The 17,303-nt window shown below is 38.8% G+C and carries 20 protein-coding genes; 7 read left to right on the top strand and 13 right to left on the bottom strand.

Features of this window, described 5'->3' with window-relative positions; translation table 11 throughout:
• Window positions 1-323, top strand: a 323-nt coding sequence (locus AC1DCY_RS24585) for a hypothetical protein (protein WP_477354561.1), incomplete at its 5' end; no start/stop codon positions are given.
• 139 nt (window positions 324-462) lie between these two features.
• Here the strand turns inward: AC1DCY_RS24585 and prsW are convergent.
• On the bottom strand, window positions 463-1,137 hold the full coding sequence (gene prsW, locus AC1DCY_RS24580) for a glutamic-type intramembrane protease PrsW (RefSeq protein ID WP_477354558.1): 675 nt from the start codon (window positions 1,135-1,137) through the stop codon (window positions 463-465).
• Between the two features lie 393 nt (window positions 1,138-1,530).
• Between prsW and AC1DCY_RS24575 the strand changes: the two genes are divergently transcribed.
• Window positions 1,531-2,499 carry an asparaginase gene (locus tag AC1DCY_RS24575; RefSeq protein ID WP_477354555.1) on the top strand — a complete coding sequence of 323 codons (969 nt, stop codon included), beginning with the start codon at window positions 1,531-1,533 and terminating at the stop codon, window positions 2,497-2,499.
• 28 nt (window positions 2,500-2,527) lie between these two features.
• Here the strand turns inward: AC1DCY_RS24575 and AC1DCY_RS24570 are convergent, their stop codons facing one another.
• The 8 genes from AC1DCY_RS24570 to AC1DCY_RS24535 all read right to left on the bottom strand — a co-directional run bounded on the left by AC1DCY_RS24570 (window position 2,528) and on the right by AC1DCY_RS24535 (window position 10,922).
• Entirely contained in the window at window positions 2,528-4,069 is a 1,542-nt protein-coding gene (locus AC1DCY_RS24570) for an aminotransferase class V-fold PLP-dependent enzyme (protein WP_477354552.1), read from the bottom strand.
• A 4-nt stretch (window positions 4,070-4,073) separates the two neighbouring features.
• Window positions 4,074-4,634, bottom strand: coding sequence for a glycerol-3-phosphate acyltransferase (locus AC1DCY_RS24565; RefSeq protein WP_477354549.1), 561 nt, complete (start codon window positions 4,632-4,634; stop codon window positions 4,074-4,076).
• Window positions 4,635-4,961: 327 nt separating this feature from the next.
• Complete coding sequence (locus AC1DCY_RS24560) at window positions 4,962-5,927, bottom strand: YpdA family putative bacillithiol disulfide reductase (RefSeq protein WP_477354547.1); 966 nt, start codon at window positions 5,925-5,927, stop codon at window positions 4,962-4,964.
• 141 nt (window positions 5,928-6,068) lie between these two features.
• The gene (locus AC1DCY_RS24555; protein WP_477354544.1) at window positions 6,069-6,401 is read right to left on the bottom strand and encodes a hypothetical protein; all 333 of its coding nucleotides are present in this window, start codon (window positions 6,399-6,401) and stop codon (window positions 6,069-6,071) included.
• Window positions 6,402-6,551: 150 nt separating this feature from the next.
• Entirely contained in the window at window positions 6,552-7,307 is a 756-nt protein-coding gene (locus AC1DCY_RS24550; RefSeq protein WP_477354541.1) for a metallophosphoesterase, read from the bottom strand.
• A 160-nt stretch (window positions 7,308-7,467) separates the two neighbouring features.
• Window positions 7,468-8,244: a LysM peptidoglycan-binding domain-containing protein gene (locus AC1DCY_RS24545; RefSeq protein WP_477354538.1), complete on the bottom strand. Its 777-nt coding sequence runs from the start codon at window positions 8,242-8,244 to the stop codon at window positions 7,468-7,470.
• Between the two features lie 206 nt (window positions 8,245-8,450).
• Entirely contained in the window at window positions 8,451-9,893 is a 1,443-nt protein-coding gene (locus tag AC1DCY_RS24540; protein WP_477354535.1) for a RecQ family ATP-dependent DNA helicase, read from the bottom strand.
• Complete coding sequence (locus tag AC1DCY_RS24535; protein ID WP_477354532.1) at window positions 9,894-10,922, bottom strand: YpbB family protein; 1,029 nt, start codon at window positions 10,920-10,922, stop codon at window positions 9,894-9,896. It abuts the gene before it with no gap.
• 108 nt (window positions 10,923-11,030) lie between these two features.
• Here AC1DCY_RS24535 and AC1DCY_RS24530 point away from each other — a divergent pair, with 108 nt between their 5' ends.
• The 3 genes from AC1DCY_RS24530 to AC1DCY_RS24520 all read left to right on the top strand — a co-directional run bounded on the left by AC1DCY_RS24530 (window position 11,031) and on the right by AC1DCY_RS24520 (window position 12,775).
• Window positions 11,031-11,279 (top strand): ferredoxin, encoded by a 249-nt coding sequence (locus tag AC1DCY_RS24530; RefSeq protein WP_053482601.1) that lies wholly within the window; start codon window positions 11,031-11,033, stop codon window positions 11,277-11,279.
• A 173-nt stretch (window positions 11,280-11,452) separates the two neighbouring features.
• Window positions 11,453-11,716 carry a hypothetical protein gene (locus AC1DCY_RS24525; RefSeq protein ID WP_477354528.1) on the top strand — a complete coding sequence of 88 codons (264 nt, stop codon included), beginning with the start codon at window positions 11,453-11,455 and terminating at the stop codon, window positions 11,714-11,716.
• A 276-nt stretch (window positions 11,717-11,992) separates the two neighbouring features.
• Window positions 11,993-12,775: an enoyl-ACP reductase FabI gene (locus tag AC1DCY_RS24520; protein WP_403024934.1), complete on the top strand. Its 783-nt coding sequence runs from the start codon at window positions 11,993-11,995 to the stop codon at window positions 12,773-12,775.
• A gap of 78 nt (window positions 12,776-12,853) precedes the next feature.
• On the opposite strand, the gene AC1DCY_RS24515 is transcribed toward AC1DCY_RS24520, so the two are convergent.
• From AC1DCY_RS24515 to AC1DCY_RS24505, 3 genes are all read right to left on the bottom strand, one after another.
• A complete protein-coding gene (locus tag AC1DCY_RS24515; protein WP_477354525.1) occupies window positions 12,854-13,528 on the bottom strand; it encodes a peptidylprolyl isomerase in 675 nt (224 codons plus the stop codon).
• Window positions 13,529-13,637: 109 nt separating this feature from the next.
• The gene (locus tag AC1DCY_RS24510) at window positions 13,638-14,843 is read right to left on the bottom strand and encodes an MFS transporter (protein WP_477354522.1); all 1,206 of its coding nucleotides are present in this window, start codon (window positions 14,841-14,843) and stop codon (window positions 13,638-13,640) included.
• A gap of 106 nt (window positions 14,844-14,949) precedes the next feature.
• Complete coding sequence (locus AC1DCY_RS24505; protein ID WP_477354519.1) at window positions 14,950-15,342, bottom strand: hypothetical protein; 393 nt, start codon at window positions 15,340-15,342, stop codon at window positions 14,950-14,952.
• 400 nt (window positions 15,343-15,742) lie between these two features.
• Between AC1DCY_RS24505 and AC1DCY_RS24500 the strand changes: the two genes are divergently transcribed.
• Both AC1DCY_RS24500 and AC1DCY_RS24495 read left to right on the top strand, forming a co-directional pair.
• Window positions 15,743-16,567: a methyl-accepting chemotaxis protein gene (locus tag AC1DCY_RS24500; RefSeq protein ID WP_477354516.1), complete on the top strand. Its 825-nt coding sequence runs from the start codon at window positions 15,743-15,745 to the stop codon at window positions 16,565-16,567.
• A 17-nt stretch (window positions 16,568-16,584) separates the two neighbouring features.
• Window positions 16,585-17,136: a GNAT family N-acetyltransferase gene (locus AC1DCY_RS24495; protein WP_477354513.1), complete on the top strand. Its 552-nt coding sequence runs from the start codon at window positions 16,585-16,587 to the stop codon at window positions 17,134-17,136.
• A 65-nt stretch (window positions 17,137-17,201) separates the two neighbouring features.
• On the opposite strand, the gene AC1DCY_RS24490 is transcribed toward AC1DCY_RS24495, so the two are convergent.
• On the bottom strand, window positions 17,202-17,303 hold a 102-nt coding region (locus AC1DCY_RS24490), incomplete at its 5' end, for an IS3 family transposase (protein ID WP_477349455.1).

Here is a 17,303-nt window from a genome sequence, read left to right as displayed (position 1 = left end):
CAGCAGCAGATGTTTTTTGCGCGAAAGCGAAGCGGCAGCAGCAGATGTTTTTTGTGCGAAAGCGAAGCGGCAGCAGCAGATGTTTTTTGCGCGAAAGCGAAGCGGCAGCAGCAGATGTTTTTTGTGCGAAAGCGAAGCGGCAGCAGCAGATGTTTTTTGCGCGAAAGCGAAGCGGCAGCAGCAGATGTTTTTTGTGCGAAAGCGTAGTGCTAACGCAGCGGCAGCAACATGATGTTGGTCACTCAGTCGTTGCCACAGGATGTGGCGTTCTTATACTGAGTTCCTCTATTTCAGTAGGTGTTTGGACACCCGCTGAAAAGTAACTTAAAGCCGTATTCATCTCACCACCTATAGAGGAGGTAGATTTTTGTACCTGTCGCTACGCTTTCGGTACAAAGGAACATTTGCTGAAAGAAGTTTAAAAATAGAAAAGCGCAGAAATCTATTTTAGATTTCTACGCTTTATATTTTTTTATGCATATGCAAATGTTGTACTAGGTGATAGTGAGCGAGCTTGACTTTCCGTAGCCCAAACCACCACAAAAATAGCATAAAGGGGATCATTAAATATACCCAATACCCTTTGAATGATAAAATTGTATTATATAAAATGTGTAATACTACCGGTGCACAAATCGCCATAGCAATCATTTCTTTCGTCTTTGCAAGCTTAGAAAACTTGGCACGTCCATAATAATAGCCCATTACAACACCGAACAAAGCATGACTTGATACAGGTAATAATGCACGCATAAATGCAGTATCCAAACCGAAAGAAAATAAATAAAGCACATTTTCTATCGTGGCAAAACCAAGAGATATACTTGCACCATACAGTATGCCATCATAGGGATCATCGAATTCTACATGATTGTAGATTGCGATTAAAAGCACAAACCATTTAAAAAACTCTTCAACTACACTAGAAAAAACTACATCTTGTAGATAAAGATAATGAAAGACTCCTTCCTCTGTTAGTACATATTGTAAGAACAAGATTGGGAACGTTAAAAATGCGCCATACAAAAACGTTTGAAGTAAGGTTCTTCTTGGCTCCGTTGCCATCTGATTGCGCAAATAAAAGTAACTAAAAAGCGCTAGACCGGGAGCAATGGCAGCTGATAATAGAATGATCATGATGCCGGCTCCTTTCAAAAATCAATTTCGCCTTGACATATTTATGTTAAGATTTTAAAATTCGTGACATCCTTCTAATGCATTAAACCAACAATGTTTTCTGCTCGACAGCGGCAGCAGCAAATCTTTTCTTGCGCGTAAGTGAAGCGACAGCGCAAAATGTTGGTTAACTTTGGCGTTTTCAAAGGATGTAAAATTCCTTATCCCAAGTTTATCTTTTTCTACCGATTATTGGACACCCGCATAAAAAAATATCCGTGTATCTCAGGTGGCAAACTTCTGTGTCGTTAAACTTTCGTTTTCGACAAAAAAGTATCTTTTACATGAAGATAAACTGCTATTATTATACCATGATATGACATAAAACTTTTTAAAAGGAGACAAATATTTTTTATGAAAAAAACAATTTTATTAATTCATACAGGTGGAACAATTTCTATGGCAATGAGTGATGAAGGTGCCGTTATGCCAAACAAGGAAAATCCTCTAATGAAGGAAAGCAGTAAACTTGATGCACTTGCTTCAATTATTGAAATGGAGGCTTTTAACCTCCCATCACCACATATTACACAAAAAGAAATGCTGAAATTACGTAATCTTATTATCGAAAAAGTTACAGACGATAAAATTGATGGCGTTGTTATCACTCATGGTACTGATACATTAGAAGAAACAGCTTATTTTTTAGAGTTAACGACTGATTTATCAATTCCTATTGTCTTAACAGGTGCAATGCGCTCCTCAAATGAACTTGGTGCAGACGGTATTTATAATTTAGTGGAAGCTGTTCGTGTAGCCGTAGATGAAGAAGCTCGCGAGAAAGGTGTACTTGTTGTCATGAATGATGAAGTCCACCTTGCTGTTAACACTACAAAAACAAGTACTAGTTCGGTAAATACCTTTCAGTCACCTCAATATGGCCCGATTGGACTTATTACAAAATCAAGAATATTATTTCATCATGCCCCTATCCGCCGTCAATATGTAGAAATTGATAGATTATCAAAACGAGTAGCCATGCTGAAAGTGTATGCTGGTATGGAGGTTGACTTACTTGATGTAGTACTCGCATGTAAATATGATGGCGTTGTGTTAGAAGGCCTTGGACAAGGCAACGTCCCTCCAGCAGTTGTTAAAGGTATTGAAAGTCTTTTAGAGCGCGGTATTCCTGTTATACTAGTATCCCGTTGTTTTAATGGTATCGCTGAAGGAGTTTACGGCTATGTTGGCGGTGGCAAAATGCTCGAAGATTTAGGAGCTATATTTGCAACTGGTATTAATGGTCAAAAGGCGCGACTAAAATTATTAATTGGGCTCAACAAAGTAGGAACTCCTCTTGATTTAAAGGAATTTTTCATGTAAAGCTAATGTATTCAATATTCAATTAAGCTTATGCATCTCCAATTTGCTTATAATAATTCAAGATTTTATGTAAATGATTGATTGCTATCTCAAAATCCGGCTGAATAACTGAGAGCTGTATGAAATCTCTTTGACGTAAGTATTGGCTATCTGCATGAACATAATAACCATTTAAATTTAAATCTCTCTGTAGATTTGCCAAAGTCTTAGGAAGTTGTAAAGTAATCAGCATCGGATACTGTCTAGTTGAAACTTGGTAGTGCATAAATGGTAGTTGCAGTAATGTTTTAAAACGTTGCTGTAACTGTCCATATCTTTCTGGATATGCTTGTAATGCTGCAGTAACATTTGCAACAAGTACTGCTGGTAATGTAAATGGAATCGCACATTGCTGGTAATTAGCTAAATCGAGATAAGCAGGCAATGTTGAAGAAGATTTCACAATGTTTTGCGAAAAAATAAAAGCTAAACCACTGAGCGCACCAATTGCTTTTCCACTCACTGCAGTCGCTAAATAACAATCTTTTAAAGAAAATGGCATTGCTCCGAAAGAACTAATGCAATCAATGCAAAGCTTTATATTATATCGTTTTGTAAGCTGTAAAATTCCCTCTAAATCATTACAAGTACCGGTCGACGTTTCTCCATGTACTACAAGAAGCCATTGATAAGATCTTTTTTGTAAATAAGAGTCCAAAATAGTTGTATCAAAGGAACTTCCCCAATCTTGCTCAATTACATCAAAATCCAATGACCATCTCTCTGCTTGCTTTCGAAGACGTTCTCCAAACTCACCATTTGTTAAAATTAGTCCACGCCCTAATTGTTGAGCCTTCAATTGCCCTAGCATAACTTCATTGGCCAATGTCCCAGTTCCTACAATTGTAGCTACATGCTCTGCTCCTGATAATTGAAGCAACTTATTTCCCATTTTCTCAAATAATGATTGAAAGCCTAACGAACGATGAGAAAGCTCTGAATACATAAATGGTTCACTTTGTTTCACTGGACCTGGATAAAAAGTATGGCACTCTTTCGCAAGTCTTTGCTGTAAAGACTTTTCAAACTGCTGTCTCGTTAATACCATTGGTAAAAATAAAGCATCCTCTGTCCCTGTAGCAGGTGCAAATTGGGTAAAGCCCATTTGCTTATAAAGCTTCTCTTCACGAGTAGTACCTGAGATAACCGCTGCCGAATAACCTTTTTCATATGCAAAAGCAGTCAATGCCTGTGTCAATTTCAGCAGTACTCTTCCTGTTCGGTATGCCTTCTTGACGGCAAGCAATCTAATTTCACATAGTTTAGTACTAATCTCTTTTGATAAATACTGCTCAACCATTCCTATCTTTTCATCAATTGAGAACGGCCTATGATCTCTAAATGCAAGCATGCCTATAAGTTCTATTCCTTTATAAACAACGATATACGTATTTTCATGATGAAAACGGTCAACTTTCTTCCTTTCAGTGTTTGGTTTATGCTGTGGAATTTCTTCGACAAAGGTTTCATAATTTAATCGTGCAATTTCCTCAAACTCCGCTTCTGTATGCGCAATTTTACACCAATACATATAATCACTTCCTTCTCTCTAAAACCTCTTTAATATTCGACATATGTTTAATAAGCATAAAACTTATTGCTACTAGTATCGGTATGTATAACATTAATTTATCTGTATAAACAATCGCTCCAGCATATAAGACAAAGCCACCTAACATACTAAGTGTTAAACTTTTAGTTACACTAAGCGTAATAGCTGACCCTACAACCATCATGAAAAATAAGCTTGGAGATAATGCCAGACCTACACCTATAAAAGTTGCGACTCCTTTTCCCCCATTAAACTTAAGCCAAAACGGAAACATATGACCAAACATGCCCAAACTAGCGCCTAAAACAATTACCCATTCTTCGAAATGAAATAAACGCCCTACACCAACAATGAGCGCACCTTTTAAAGAATCCCCTAAAAAAGTCCATAGAAAAGCACCTTTCCCAATCACACTACCAGCATTTCTAGCCCCTAAGTTTTGACTTCTTTCTTCCTGTAAATTAACACCATATGCTTTTCCAACGACATATGCCGTCATAAAGTTCCCTATAATATAACTCAGAATCCAATATAACCCAATCATACTTTCACACCTTTTTTATCAACTGCGATTAGAGAAATTTATTATGTATTATCACCATAACGTGGGGTTGATTTCCGTTATGACTGGGCGCTTTCCTGGGGGCATCCGATGAGCCGCTTATCTCTTCTATCCGTCACTTTGGCTTTTCTTTCCGTCGGGCCCTTCTTTCCGTCGATTCGGCTCTTTCATGCGTCGCTCTAGCCCTTCTATCCGTCACTTCGGCTCTTTCATCCGTCGCTCTGGATCTTCCTTCCGTCGCTTTTTCTCTCCTATCCGACGTTTTTAAAAAAAGCTGTATAAGCTTACTCGCCTATACAGCTTCTATTGCTATTTTGCTCTTTTGGCAATTGTCTTCGCAATACAGTCGCCGTGGAAACGACCATTTTCAATAAAAATTTCATTGGCATTATTTCCAGCTGCAATAACTCCCGCAATAAATAATCCTTCTACATTTGTTTCCATCGTTTCTGAATTAAAGAAAGGACGCCCCGTTTCATAATCAATAGAGACACCCATTGCTCGAATAAATGAGTGATCTGGATGATAGCCTGTCATCGCAAAAACAAAATCATTTTTTAAAGTTTTCTTGCTACCTTCAATTTCTACTACGACCTCATGCTCACGGATTTCCAGTATATTTGTATTGAAATGCATTTGGACTTCTTCATTTCGTACTACTCCTTCAAATTCTGGTAAAACCCACGGCTTGATGCTAGATGAATACTCACTACCGCGATAGGCAACAGTAACACGAGCTCCAGCCTTATTCAATTCAAGCGCCGCATCCACTGCCGAGTTTTTTCCACCTATTATAAGAACATCAGTATCAAAAAATTCATGTCCCTCTTTAAAGTAATGGAAGACTTTCGGTAATTTCTCACCTGGGATATTTAAATAATTTGGATGGTCATAGTAGCCTGTAGCGATCACAACATAAGGAGTTGTATAAACCTCTTTATCTGACGTTACTGTAAACACCGCTCCATTTTTCACAACGCTATTTACTTTCTCGAAGCGGTTTACTTGAATATCCTTCAAACGCACAACTTCTCGATAATAAACTAGCGCTTGATTTCGCTTTGGTTTACGACCTTCAATAATAAATGGCACATCACCAATAGCTAGACGTTCACTCGTACTAAAGAAAGTTTGATGTGTAGGGTAATTATAAACCGCATTTACGATATTTCCTTTTTCAATGACAATTGGCTTTAATCCAATGTTCTGCAAGGCTATTGCTGCTGCTAAACCACATGGGCCTCCCCCAACAATAATTGCATCTACTTGCTGCATTTCTTGACACTCCTATCAACTTTGTATCAGCATCTGCTAATACTTTACTTTTAACTTCATTCAGCAAATGTTTTGTGTAGCGAAAGCGAAAGGTCAGAAGTCTCCCACCTCACTAGATGGTGAGATGAATGCGGGTTTAAGTTACTTTTCAGCGGGTGTCCAAACATCCGCTGAAATAAAGGAACTCAGGCTATGAATTTCACATCCTGTGAAAAACGCCTGAGTGACCAACCTCGTGCTGTTGCCGCTGACGCTTCGCTTTCGCGCAGATAAAACACCTTGTTGCTGTCGCTTCACTTTCGCACAGACAAAACACCTTGTTGCTGTCGCTTCGCTTTCGCACAGACAAAACACCTTGTTGCTGTCGCTTCGCTTTCGCACAGACAAAACACCTTGTTGCTGTCGCTTCGCTTTCGCACAGACAAAACACCTTGTTGACGCTACGTTAGCACTACGTGTTCGCGCAAAAAACATCTGCTGCTGACGCTTCGCTTTCGCGCAAAAAACATTTGTTGGCCTAAAGCCTCCGGACGCAATTATGCCGAGGCAAAATTGATTAATCGGGCTTTTACCGAATAAATCCTTATCGCTTCCATTATACGCCTTCTATCGAGTTTTGGTTGTTTATTTACCCGAAATTTCAATGTCAATAATATGACACTGTGGTCTCGCACCAAGTCGAAAAGGTAATAAAGTCGTACCATAGCCGTTACTTACTAAAGTCATCACACCATCACGCTCCCGATAAGAACCGTTTGGATGCATACCGTATGGACCAATTCTAATTTGACCACCGTGTAAATGCCCACCAATCATTAAATCTGCCCTAAATTTTGCACGGACTCTTGCAAAAACACCAGGGTTATGTGCGATGAAAACAACTAAATCTTTCTCTCCTACCTTTGCAAATGCTTCTTCAAAGCTATTTTTCATTGTAGATGTGTCTTCAATTGCATTTAGCCAAAAGCGGTTTTTTTTAGGTAGTAATATAGCATCATTGGCAATAATCTGAACACCATGTTCCTGTAAAATATTTCGTAATCGCTCTTCACCTACTTCTCTATCATTATTACCCCATACAAAATAAGTTGGTCCTAACGGAGTTAATAATTTTAGGTTCTCATGAATACGTAAAATAGGTGTGCGTGCATCCGCAAAATCTCCACCAATAATAACAGCATCAAATTGACCATCTAATTTCTCAATCATCTGACGGTTAATTTTGCGTAAATGTGTATCCGAAATAAAAAATAGTCGGATTTTTTCCTGTTCACCCTTTAATAACAATTGATGATGCAATACATTATTTTCATGTGCCACCTTCAACATATAAAGCAGGAACGCGATGTCTACTAAAACAAATAGTCCAAAATAAATCATTCCCTCACATCTCCTTACGAAAGCAAAAAGACGATTCATGATAATGAAGAATCGCCTTTTCACTAAATCAGACGTACGCCCCAACCATATTTGGTGTTGACGTTTGTCCATTATTTTATACTAGAAAAACATCATTGCCAAAGAATGACACCCGTTTTTCTTATGGTAATTTAATAACTTGCCCAATCCTTACATTATTTGAAGACATACCGTTTGCTGCACGAATTTTCGATAGTGTAGCTTCACTGCCATCGCCGTAGTGATTCAATGCAATACGATATAGATTTTCATTTGCTTTTACAGTATGAGTACTTGCACTTGCAGATTGTTTTGCTTCTTCTGCTTTGCGTGCTTCTTCGGACTTACGTGCCTGTTCCGCTTTTCTAGCTTCTTCTGCTCGTGCTATTCTAGCTTGCTCAGCTTTATTAGCTTCCTCGGTTTTTCTAGCATCTTCTGCGTTCTTAGCTGCTTCGGCCTTTTTCGCTTCCTCAGCGGCCTTCTGCTCAGCTGCTAATTTCTCAGCATCTTTCTTAGACTGTTCCTTTGCTTTGTCTGCTTTGTCTGCTTTGTCTGCTTTGCCTGCTTTATCGTCTTCTTTTGCTTTGTTTTTGTCAGTTGATACAGGTACCTTATCTTTATCCCCTGACTTGTCAATTTCTACAATTTCATCCTTAGATTTTTTTTCAGCTTCTTCAATTGTTGTTCCAGGTTCATAGAATTTTAAAAAATAGACTAATATCGATAATGGAATCAAGATAAAAATTACAAAAAGAATCGTCATTAATGGCGGTTTTCGTTTTGTATTTTTTGGCTTTTTATTGTCACTTCCATTTTTCTTCATTCTTGAAACTCTAGATAAAGCTTGCTGTTCTTTTTGTTCTTCTTCAAAAGATTGACGATGTTCTTCGATTTTATCGCGATAATCTTCTTTACTCATTCGCCGTTCCTCCAACCTTACTACGCTTTCTATCATTCTATTATGACGAATTTTGCGAAAAAAGTAAATGACCGTAAGTTTTAGTCTAAAAAGGGCATATCACCATAACGTGGGGGTTGATTTCCGTTCCGACTGGTCGACTCCAATCAACTTATATATGGCATACGCATTAACAAATGTCATCCACATCTTTTGGTGATGAGCCTTTAACAACCCATTAATAGTTGCTTTAGCCGACTTTTCCATGGGATCATTTCTATTTTCTTCTCTTCTTTCAAGCGTACCTTATTGATTTCATCATAATGGATTCCACAATTTTCACAACAGTTTTCTGGTTTTTTCAGCAATTTTTGCCCAAAATACCCGACTAGATGTGTGCGAATACAGTCTTTTGTCTGAGTAATTTTATGCATTTTATCGACAGCATGATATTTTTCCAGTACTAAATGATTTAAACGCACTTTAACTTGTTCCATCGTTTCTTGTTGCAGCCAGTAATCAAGCACACGAAAAGCGGTCTCACTCAGCTCTCCATTTTTCAACATTTGTGAAGGATGTACTTGTTGATTTAGTAGTTCCTGATATCGATCAACATGACCAGCTGTTGGCAAATCGCCTGTTACAACAAAATTCGCAAGTTCCTCGTCACCATCACTATAAAGTAAAATTGCGAGCGCTGGTTGACCATCACGCCCTGCACGGCCAATTTCCTGCATGTAATTTTCTACATTAGTAGGCATCGTTTCATGGATGACCTGACGAATATCTGACTTATTGATACCCATACCAAAAGCATTCGTAGCCACAATCCAATCGAGTTCACCATCTATAAATTGTTGCTGAATAAACTGACGGTCTTCTGCAACATAGCCTGCATGATAAGCTGCCGCTCGTATACCAGCCTGTAAAAGCGCTTCGCTATATTGTTCAGCACGCTTCCTCGAGGACATATATAATATACCCGGTCCTGCCGTCTCTTTAACATGCTGCATAATCCAGTGTGCTTTATCTGCCCTATCCTCAAATACGACACGCCCAAGATGAATATTAGGCCGATCCACATTGTACAAAAACTCAAATGGTGTATCTAGCGACAATGTATCCCGTATATCATTGACAACTTTATTCGTCGCAGTCGCTGATAATGCTAAAACCGGTGGACGATTTACTTGTGAAAACCATTGTCCAATTCGTAAATAATCTGGTCGAAAATCAAAGCCCCACTGAGAAATACAGTGTGCTTCGTCTACTACGATAAGACCTAGCTGCATTTGCGAAAGCTTGTCTTGAACTTGTTGCTGTAAAAGCATCTCTGGTGACGTAAAGATAAAACGAAATTGCTCTAAAAAATGTAATACATATCGTTTTTCATTTACGGTTAAAAACGAATTTAAGGCAACTACTCTCTTTTCACCAAAGCGTTTTAGCTCTTCTACCTGATCCTGCATTAGAGAAAGTAAAGGAGAGACAATTAAAACTGGCTTCTGCAAGATATATCCTGGTAGCTGATAACAAAGTGATTTCCCCATTCCTGTTGGTAATAAAGCAATAACATCTTTTTCTTCTAGGATTGCTTCAATGACCTCTTTTTGGCCTGGACGAAATGTTGTATAACCAAAATACTTTTCTAACGTTTGTTCAAGTTCCATTTATACTTCTCCTTTCGCGAGGACAAGCCTTAACTGGAAATAACTCATACCTTCAACTACTTCATGCAATGTTTTCAATTTTTTGGTTTGATAGTATTTCGATGCCTGCCAAACTTTTTCCGCTTCTTCATAAGAGACGAATGGACCAATCGAAAAGTTCGGTTCATTCATGGCTAATTCCACCAAATGATCTTCGATTGTACTTTGTTTTAGTTTCCTTATTTGCACAATCTGTTCAATTGAATAGCCTTTCTCATATAAATGTGCTGTTTGCTGCGCTGAATCGGTTAGTAATGCTTTTACTCTTAATTCCTCTGCCATTTTTCCAAGTAACGGATAATCATTTGTCTGGTGAACTTCAGTTAATAATGTATGTAGCAATTCTATAAACGCTAATTGACAATCTAAAACTGTTTCCTTACGTTCACTCGCAAGCTGCTGCCACGTCCATCCTGGTAAACTATGACCACTCAACCGATAGAGGACAAGCTGTTTGTTGGCTTCTGATAAAGGTAACACAGAAAGCACCTGTTCACATTCCTCCAGTAATTGCTGCTGTAAATGCCCATCTTGATAGTTCTGCTCGACTAAAAATGTACGAACCCAAGACTGAACATTCGTATCCTTACTAATAGGAGAAAATGAACGAACCCCAACACTTTGAAAAGATAAACTTTGCACAATTAACGAGAACCTCGCAAAAAACACATGCTCATTTCCCCGATAGTGCCATCCGTCAAATAAAAAATCAGGAGTCTGCTCCGCTCGTTGTAATCCTAGCTTTTTCATGGAATAGTGACCAGATTCTTGCATAGTTAACCAACTATACTGTAAAAACGAAGTTACGGCTTCATCAAATGTCTTCCTAGGTAACTTAGGTAATAGACCAAAATAATTATGTAACTGAAATAGGCCGATGTCTTGAATAGTCTGACCTGAGCGCTTGCCTCTTAATACGTGATAAGCAGCGGAAATTGTTCGTTCGTTATTTAGTTTTTGAAAGATTTGCAATAAAATTTGATGAAACATAGACGCAAATTCCTCCAATTTAATAGTATTTATGTTGAAAAGTAAGATAAACATCTTTAAAATGAGTATGAAGCTTTGTAGGAACATGTAAAAAGGAGAGAAAAAAAAATGGCTAAATTCACAATTGTTGATAAAGATACATGCATCGCTTGTGGCGCTTGCGGAGCCGCAGCACCAGATATTTATGATTATGATGATGAAGGGATTGCCTTCGTTATTTTAGATGATAACATGGGAACTGCTGAAGTTCCAGAAGATCTACTAGAAGACATGCAAGATGCTTTCGAAGGATGCCCAACTGACTCAATCAAAGTAGCAGATGAGACTTTCGATGGCGACTCATTAAAATTCGAATAGTTTTTAGACTTCATACGTATCTTTAAAGGCATCCTTAACTGGGTGCCTTTATTTTTATCCTTACGATACAAACACCAAAGTTAGATGGCATATTAATTTTTTGGCTCATCACCATAACGTGTGGTTGATTTCCGTTCCGACTTGGCGCTTTCCTAAGGGCGTCGGGCCAACAAATGTTTTTTGCGCGAAAGCATAGCGACAGCGGCAGATGTTTTTTGCGTGAAAGCATAGCGTCAGCGGCAGATGTTTTTTTGCGCGAAAGCATAGCGTCAGCGGCAGATGTTTTTTTGCGCGAAAGCATAGCGTCAGCGGCAGATGTTTTTTGCGTGAAAACGTCCAGCAACAGGATGTTGGTCACGAAGGCGTTATCACAGGACGTGATGCTTTTAGCTTTTGTTCCCCTCCCGCTTCGCTACGTTACAAGGTCTCATCTGTGACGCTGATCCCCAATGAGTCGTCCAGTCTCCACTCCAATCAACTAATACACTTCGTAACAAATTCTAATATCATGTTTATTAATTTAAAAATTTTGCAGCAAAAAATAATATCTACTAGATTCGTCTCAAACATCCTATAGATGAAATTTTTTTGAAATTTTCAACGTAAAGTTGGCCACTCTTTTCATCTTGTTATTGCAACCATTTTTTATGTATGATAAGATTTTAGTAGTTGGTACTAATAACAGATATTATTTCATAAAGGGGTTCTTATAGATGATGGATAATTTATTACAATTAAAAGATAAAAATATTGTCGTAATGGGCGTGGCAAACGATCGAAGTATTGCTTGGGGTATCGCAAAACGTTTATTTGACGTAGGTGCAAATGTTATTTTCACATATCGCCAAGAACGTTCATTAAAAAAATTACAAATGCAATTAGAGAAAATCGGACAATCTGATTCACTGATCGTACAATGTGATGTCAACAGCGACGAAAGCACAAAAGCAGCTTTCGAAGAAATCGGTACAAAAGTAGGCGTAATCCATGGAATCGTCCACTCAGTAGCTTTTGCCAATGCAGAAGATTTACACAATCGTTTCTTAGAAACAACTCGTGATGGCTATGCATTTGCACAAGATACTAGTGCCTATTCTCTTATTTCAGCAACAAAGGCCGCACATCCTTATATGACTGAAGGCGGTTCTATCGTAACAATGAGTTACTTAGGAGCAGAGCGTGTCCTTGATGGCTACAATGTCATGGGTGTAGCGAAAGCTGCATTAGAGGCATCTATGCGCTATCTTGCTGCAGATATTGGCAAAGATAATATTCGCGTTAATGCGATCTCAGCTGGAGCAATTCGCACACTTGCTGCAAAAGGCGTTCCTTCCTTCAATACAATTTTACACAAAATCGAAGAAACAGCTCCATTAAAACGTAATGTTCAACAAGACGAAGTGGCAGATATGACAATCGTGATGCTTTCTCACTTATCACGCGGTGTAACAGGTGAAACGATTTACATCGACGCAGGCTACAATATTATGGGGTAAATACAAAAAAGCATGAAAGATCATCATTGATCTCTCATGCTTCTTTGTTTTGTATTGTACTTCAGATTTTCACATCTGTTATTTTAGTACCTTTGGGGCAGGATAATCAAAGCCCTTTGTATCTACTTCTACCTTTTTCATTTGCTGATCTTTTAATGGCTTATCTGCACTATCTCGTTCTGCAGCAACAATAGCATCTACTGTTTCCATCCCCTCGATTACTTTCCCAAAGGCCGCATATTCGCCATCAAGATGTGATGCTTCATTTACCATAATGAAAAATTGTGAACCCGCAGAATTCGGATCATTCGAACGGGCCATTGAAATAACACCACGTTCATGCTTCAAATCATTTTTCATACCATTTGATGAAAACTCACCTTCAATCGAATAGCCTGGTCCACCCGTACCATCACCCGAAGGATCTCCACCTTGAATCATAAAATCAGGAATAACTCGATGGAAATTAAGACCATCATAAAAACCTTTTTTTACTAACGAAATAAAATTAGCTACCGTATTCGGCGCTGTAGAAGGTTCTAATTCGATTACGATTTTTTCATCATTGTTCATCGTGATCGTCACAATTGGATTTTCCTTCACTTTTGATGAATAATCCTCAATTTCTTCTGTTTTCTTTGCCGTATTTCCTTCCGATTTCCCACTGTCTTTAGCAGCTCCACAACCTGTCAAAACAAATGCTACCGCCAGAAAAGCAAAGACAATAGAAAATCCTTTATAACGCGCGAACATATTCTTTCAACTCCTCTTTATCACCAGTCTACTCACTATACTATCAGATAGTTTACGACAAATCATTTTTATACGCGAAAGTAAAAAGCTAAGCAAAAAAATACTATTTCTAGTGCTCTGCTGCAATCTGTTGTTTAGCAATAATCTCCTTTAACAAAAAAGATAGCAAACATGCAACGACTAAAAATACAGCAATCATTGCAATAGCGCCTCCCCAGCCATAATGCATCCAGAATATCCCTCCAACCGTTCCTCCAATACTTGAACCAAAATAATAGAAAAATAAATAGAGAGAGGAAGCTTGTGCTTTATCATGAGTGGCTCGTTTACTTACCCAGCCACTGGCAATCGAATGTGCTGCGAAAAAGCCAAATGTAAAGATTGTAATCCCTAAAATTTTCAAACTAAGAAGCCCATTTAATGTTAAAATAGCCCCTGCAAACATGATCGCAATAGACAATAACAACATCTTTTGACGGCCATACCGATCAGCAAGACTACCGAACCAGGCAGAGCTAAATGTACCTACTAAGTAAATTACAAAAATCCATCCAACAATCGTAGCACTTAAATTATAAGGTGGCGCCATCAATTTAAAGCCAATGTAGTTATAAAGAGTCACGAAGCTTCCCATCAATACAAAGCTAATGCCAAAAAGACATAGCATGGATGGGTCTTTTAAATGCTGCAAAAGAGATGCCGTCAATGATTTTATCTGCAATGGACGTGCTGTAAAATGTTTGGAGTTAGGTAGCATCCAGATAAACAACACGCTAATCACAAGACTGATGACACCCAGTACAATCATCCCCACCTGCCAATTATAAAGATCCGTTAATGTCCCTATAATAACTCGGCCACTAAGCCCACCTACCGAATTACCACTTATGTATAAGCCCATCGCAATACCTAAACTAGATGGATCCATTTCCTCTCCTAAATAAGCCATCGCAATTGCTGGCAATCCTGCAAAAACAACGCCCTGTATAACACGTAATACTAAAATCGTTTCAAAATTAGGAGAAAAGGCAAGCGCAAGTGTAATAATAGATGCCGCTAAAATAGAAATCGTCATCAAAGATTTCCTGCCCCACGCCTCTGATAAAGAACCAACAATAATCATACTGATGGATAACGCAAAAGTTGTCACAGAAAGCGTTAAACTCGCAATAGCTGGTGATACATGAAACTCCTTCGCAAATGTTGGTAATAATGGCTGTGTCACATATAAGTTGGCGAAGGTAATAAAGCCCGCTAAAAATAAAGCCCAGTTTGCTTTATGAAACGACTTTGTCCCCTTTTGAATGTAATCCATTTCTCTCTCTCCTGACGTTCTTCCAAATCTACTATTATTCTAATACAATAACCTTCAAAACTCACGATTGTTTGTCAAAAAATAGACAAATTTGCCACCGTTTGAATCATTGCCATAACGTGTTGTTGATTTCCGTTCCGACTGGTCGCTTTGTTGCTGACGCTTCGCTTTCGCACAGATAAAACATTTGCCGCTGACGCTTCGCTTTCGCGCAGATAAAACATTTGTTGCTGACGCTTCGCTTTCGCACAGATAAAACATTTGCCGCTGACGCTTCGCTTTCGCGCAGATAAAACATTTGTTGCTGACGCTTCGCTTTCGCGCAGATAAAACATTTGCCGCTGACGCTTCGCTTTCGCGCAGATAAAACATTTGTTGCTGACGCTTCGCTTTCGCACAGATAAAACATTTGCCGCTGACGCTTCGCTTTCGCGCAGAGCAGAGCTTCCTGGGGGCGTCCGATGAGCCGCTTCGCTAGCGCTCCAGGTTCTCGGGCCAACAGATGTTTTTTGCGCGAAAGCGAAGCGGCAGCAGAGGGTTTTGCGCAGCGACAGCAACAGCACCGATGTTGGTCACGAAGGCGTTATCACAGGACGTGATGGTTTTAGCTTTCGTTCCTCTATCGCTAATCCCCAAGGAGTCGCCCAGTCTCCACTCCAATCAACCTATCTATATGGCATACGTTTTCACCACAACATTTTGTGATGAGCCTACTATTTATGGTGTTAAATGCATTATATTATTTGATAATCTTCCCGTGACTGCAATTACATATCTTCAAATAAATTTCTATTTTGAGTTGGAAAATATTGTGTTAAAGTAAAAGTAATCATCTAGCAATCATTGGCAATGCTCCGATGACTAAACTATTTTCGTTGCACAGACTTGGAGGAATTTTCATGAAAATTATTGAAGCTTTAGCCATTTCCGCACCCTATATCCACCTTGCATTAAAGGAAGAAGCAATCGTGGCTGTCGTTGAGAAGGAAAGTGAAACAGTTGTTAAATATTTAGCTGGCAATCGTGTAGATTCTGGCTATCAAGATGGACAAAAAGTAAATGCTAATGACCAAAATGTTTTCATTGCCTTTAATGGGAAAAATGCTGATGTCGTTATACCAAAGGATGTATACGGAGTTGCCATCAATGCTTTTTCATTTCCAATCCGTGAAAATGGGAAAGTCGTAGGTGCCCTAGCATTTGGATTGCCAATCGACAATGAGCTTAAACTCGAAGATTACATGGGTACAATGGATAACATTGTAAACAGTCTACAGGACAAAGTACATACAATTGCCTCACATTCAGAAGAATTAGCAGCAACAAGTGAGGAAATTAACAAACAAGCACAGCACGCTCTTGAAGATTCAGAGAAAACAAATGAAGTAACAGATTTAATAAAAAACATTTCTCGCCAAACAAATTTACTTGGCTTAAATGCATCTATTGAGGCGGCTCGTGCGGGTCAGCATGGTGCTGGCTTTAACATCGTAGCGCAGGAAGTTAGAAAGCTTTCCTTCGAAACATCAAGCGCCACGGAAAACATTGAAGCATCCCTACGAAATATAAATAGAAACCTTGAAAACCTTAAGCAAAATATGGGGCAAATCAATGACGCAACAAACGAACAGGCTCAGCTCGTTCAAGATTTTAGTGAAATTATTGAGGAGTTAACAGTTCTTAGTCACGAAATGAAGGGCTTTATGCATAACGCGTTAAAATAATAAAGAGGTGAAGAATATTGCAAATTACAATTAATCCAGATTTATCTTTACGTACTGTCGAATTAGAAGATGCAAATGCTGTTTTTGCCTTAACAGATGCATCCCGTGCATATTTACGTGAATGGTTGCCGTGGCTAGATTTTACAACAGAAGTAGCCGATACAACGGCATATATTGAAGGCTGTATAAAAGGACACGAAGCTAAAAGCAACCTCTCTCTTGCCATCATTTTTCGAAATGAAATAGTCGGTATTGCTGGCTTTAATACTATTAATCATAGCAATAAGATAGCTGCTATTGGCTATTGGCTCAGTGAAGGCGCTCAAGGACATGGTATTATGACGAAGACTGTACTGGCATTATTACAGTATGCTTTTGAGGATTTACAACTCAATAAAGTCGAAATTCGCGCTGCTGTTGGCAACGCAAAAAGCCGTGCCATTCCTGAGCGACTTGGCTTTACAAAAGAAGGAACGATTCGTGCAGCAGAATGGCTTTATGATCATTATGTTGACCATGTTGCTTACGGTATGCTCGCTAGTGAGTGGAAACAAATTAAGGGAAAATAAAAAAATTAGCCGCCAAATATTGAACTGCTCCCTGTCAAGTAGACAGTGGAAATAATAAAAAGCTTTTAAGCGGCTTTAGCCCTGTATTCTAATGGGCTTAAGCCGTTTAATCGTTCTTGGTATCTATCGTTATTGTAAAACTGGATATAATCCTCAATCGCTTGTTG

Source organism: Lysinibacillus sp. 10T31 (assembly GCF_056394365.1).
This window is presented reverse-complemented; position numbering and strand designations above follow the sequence as displayed.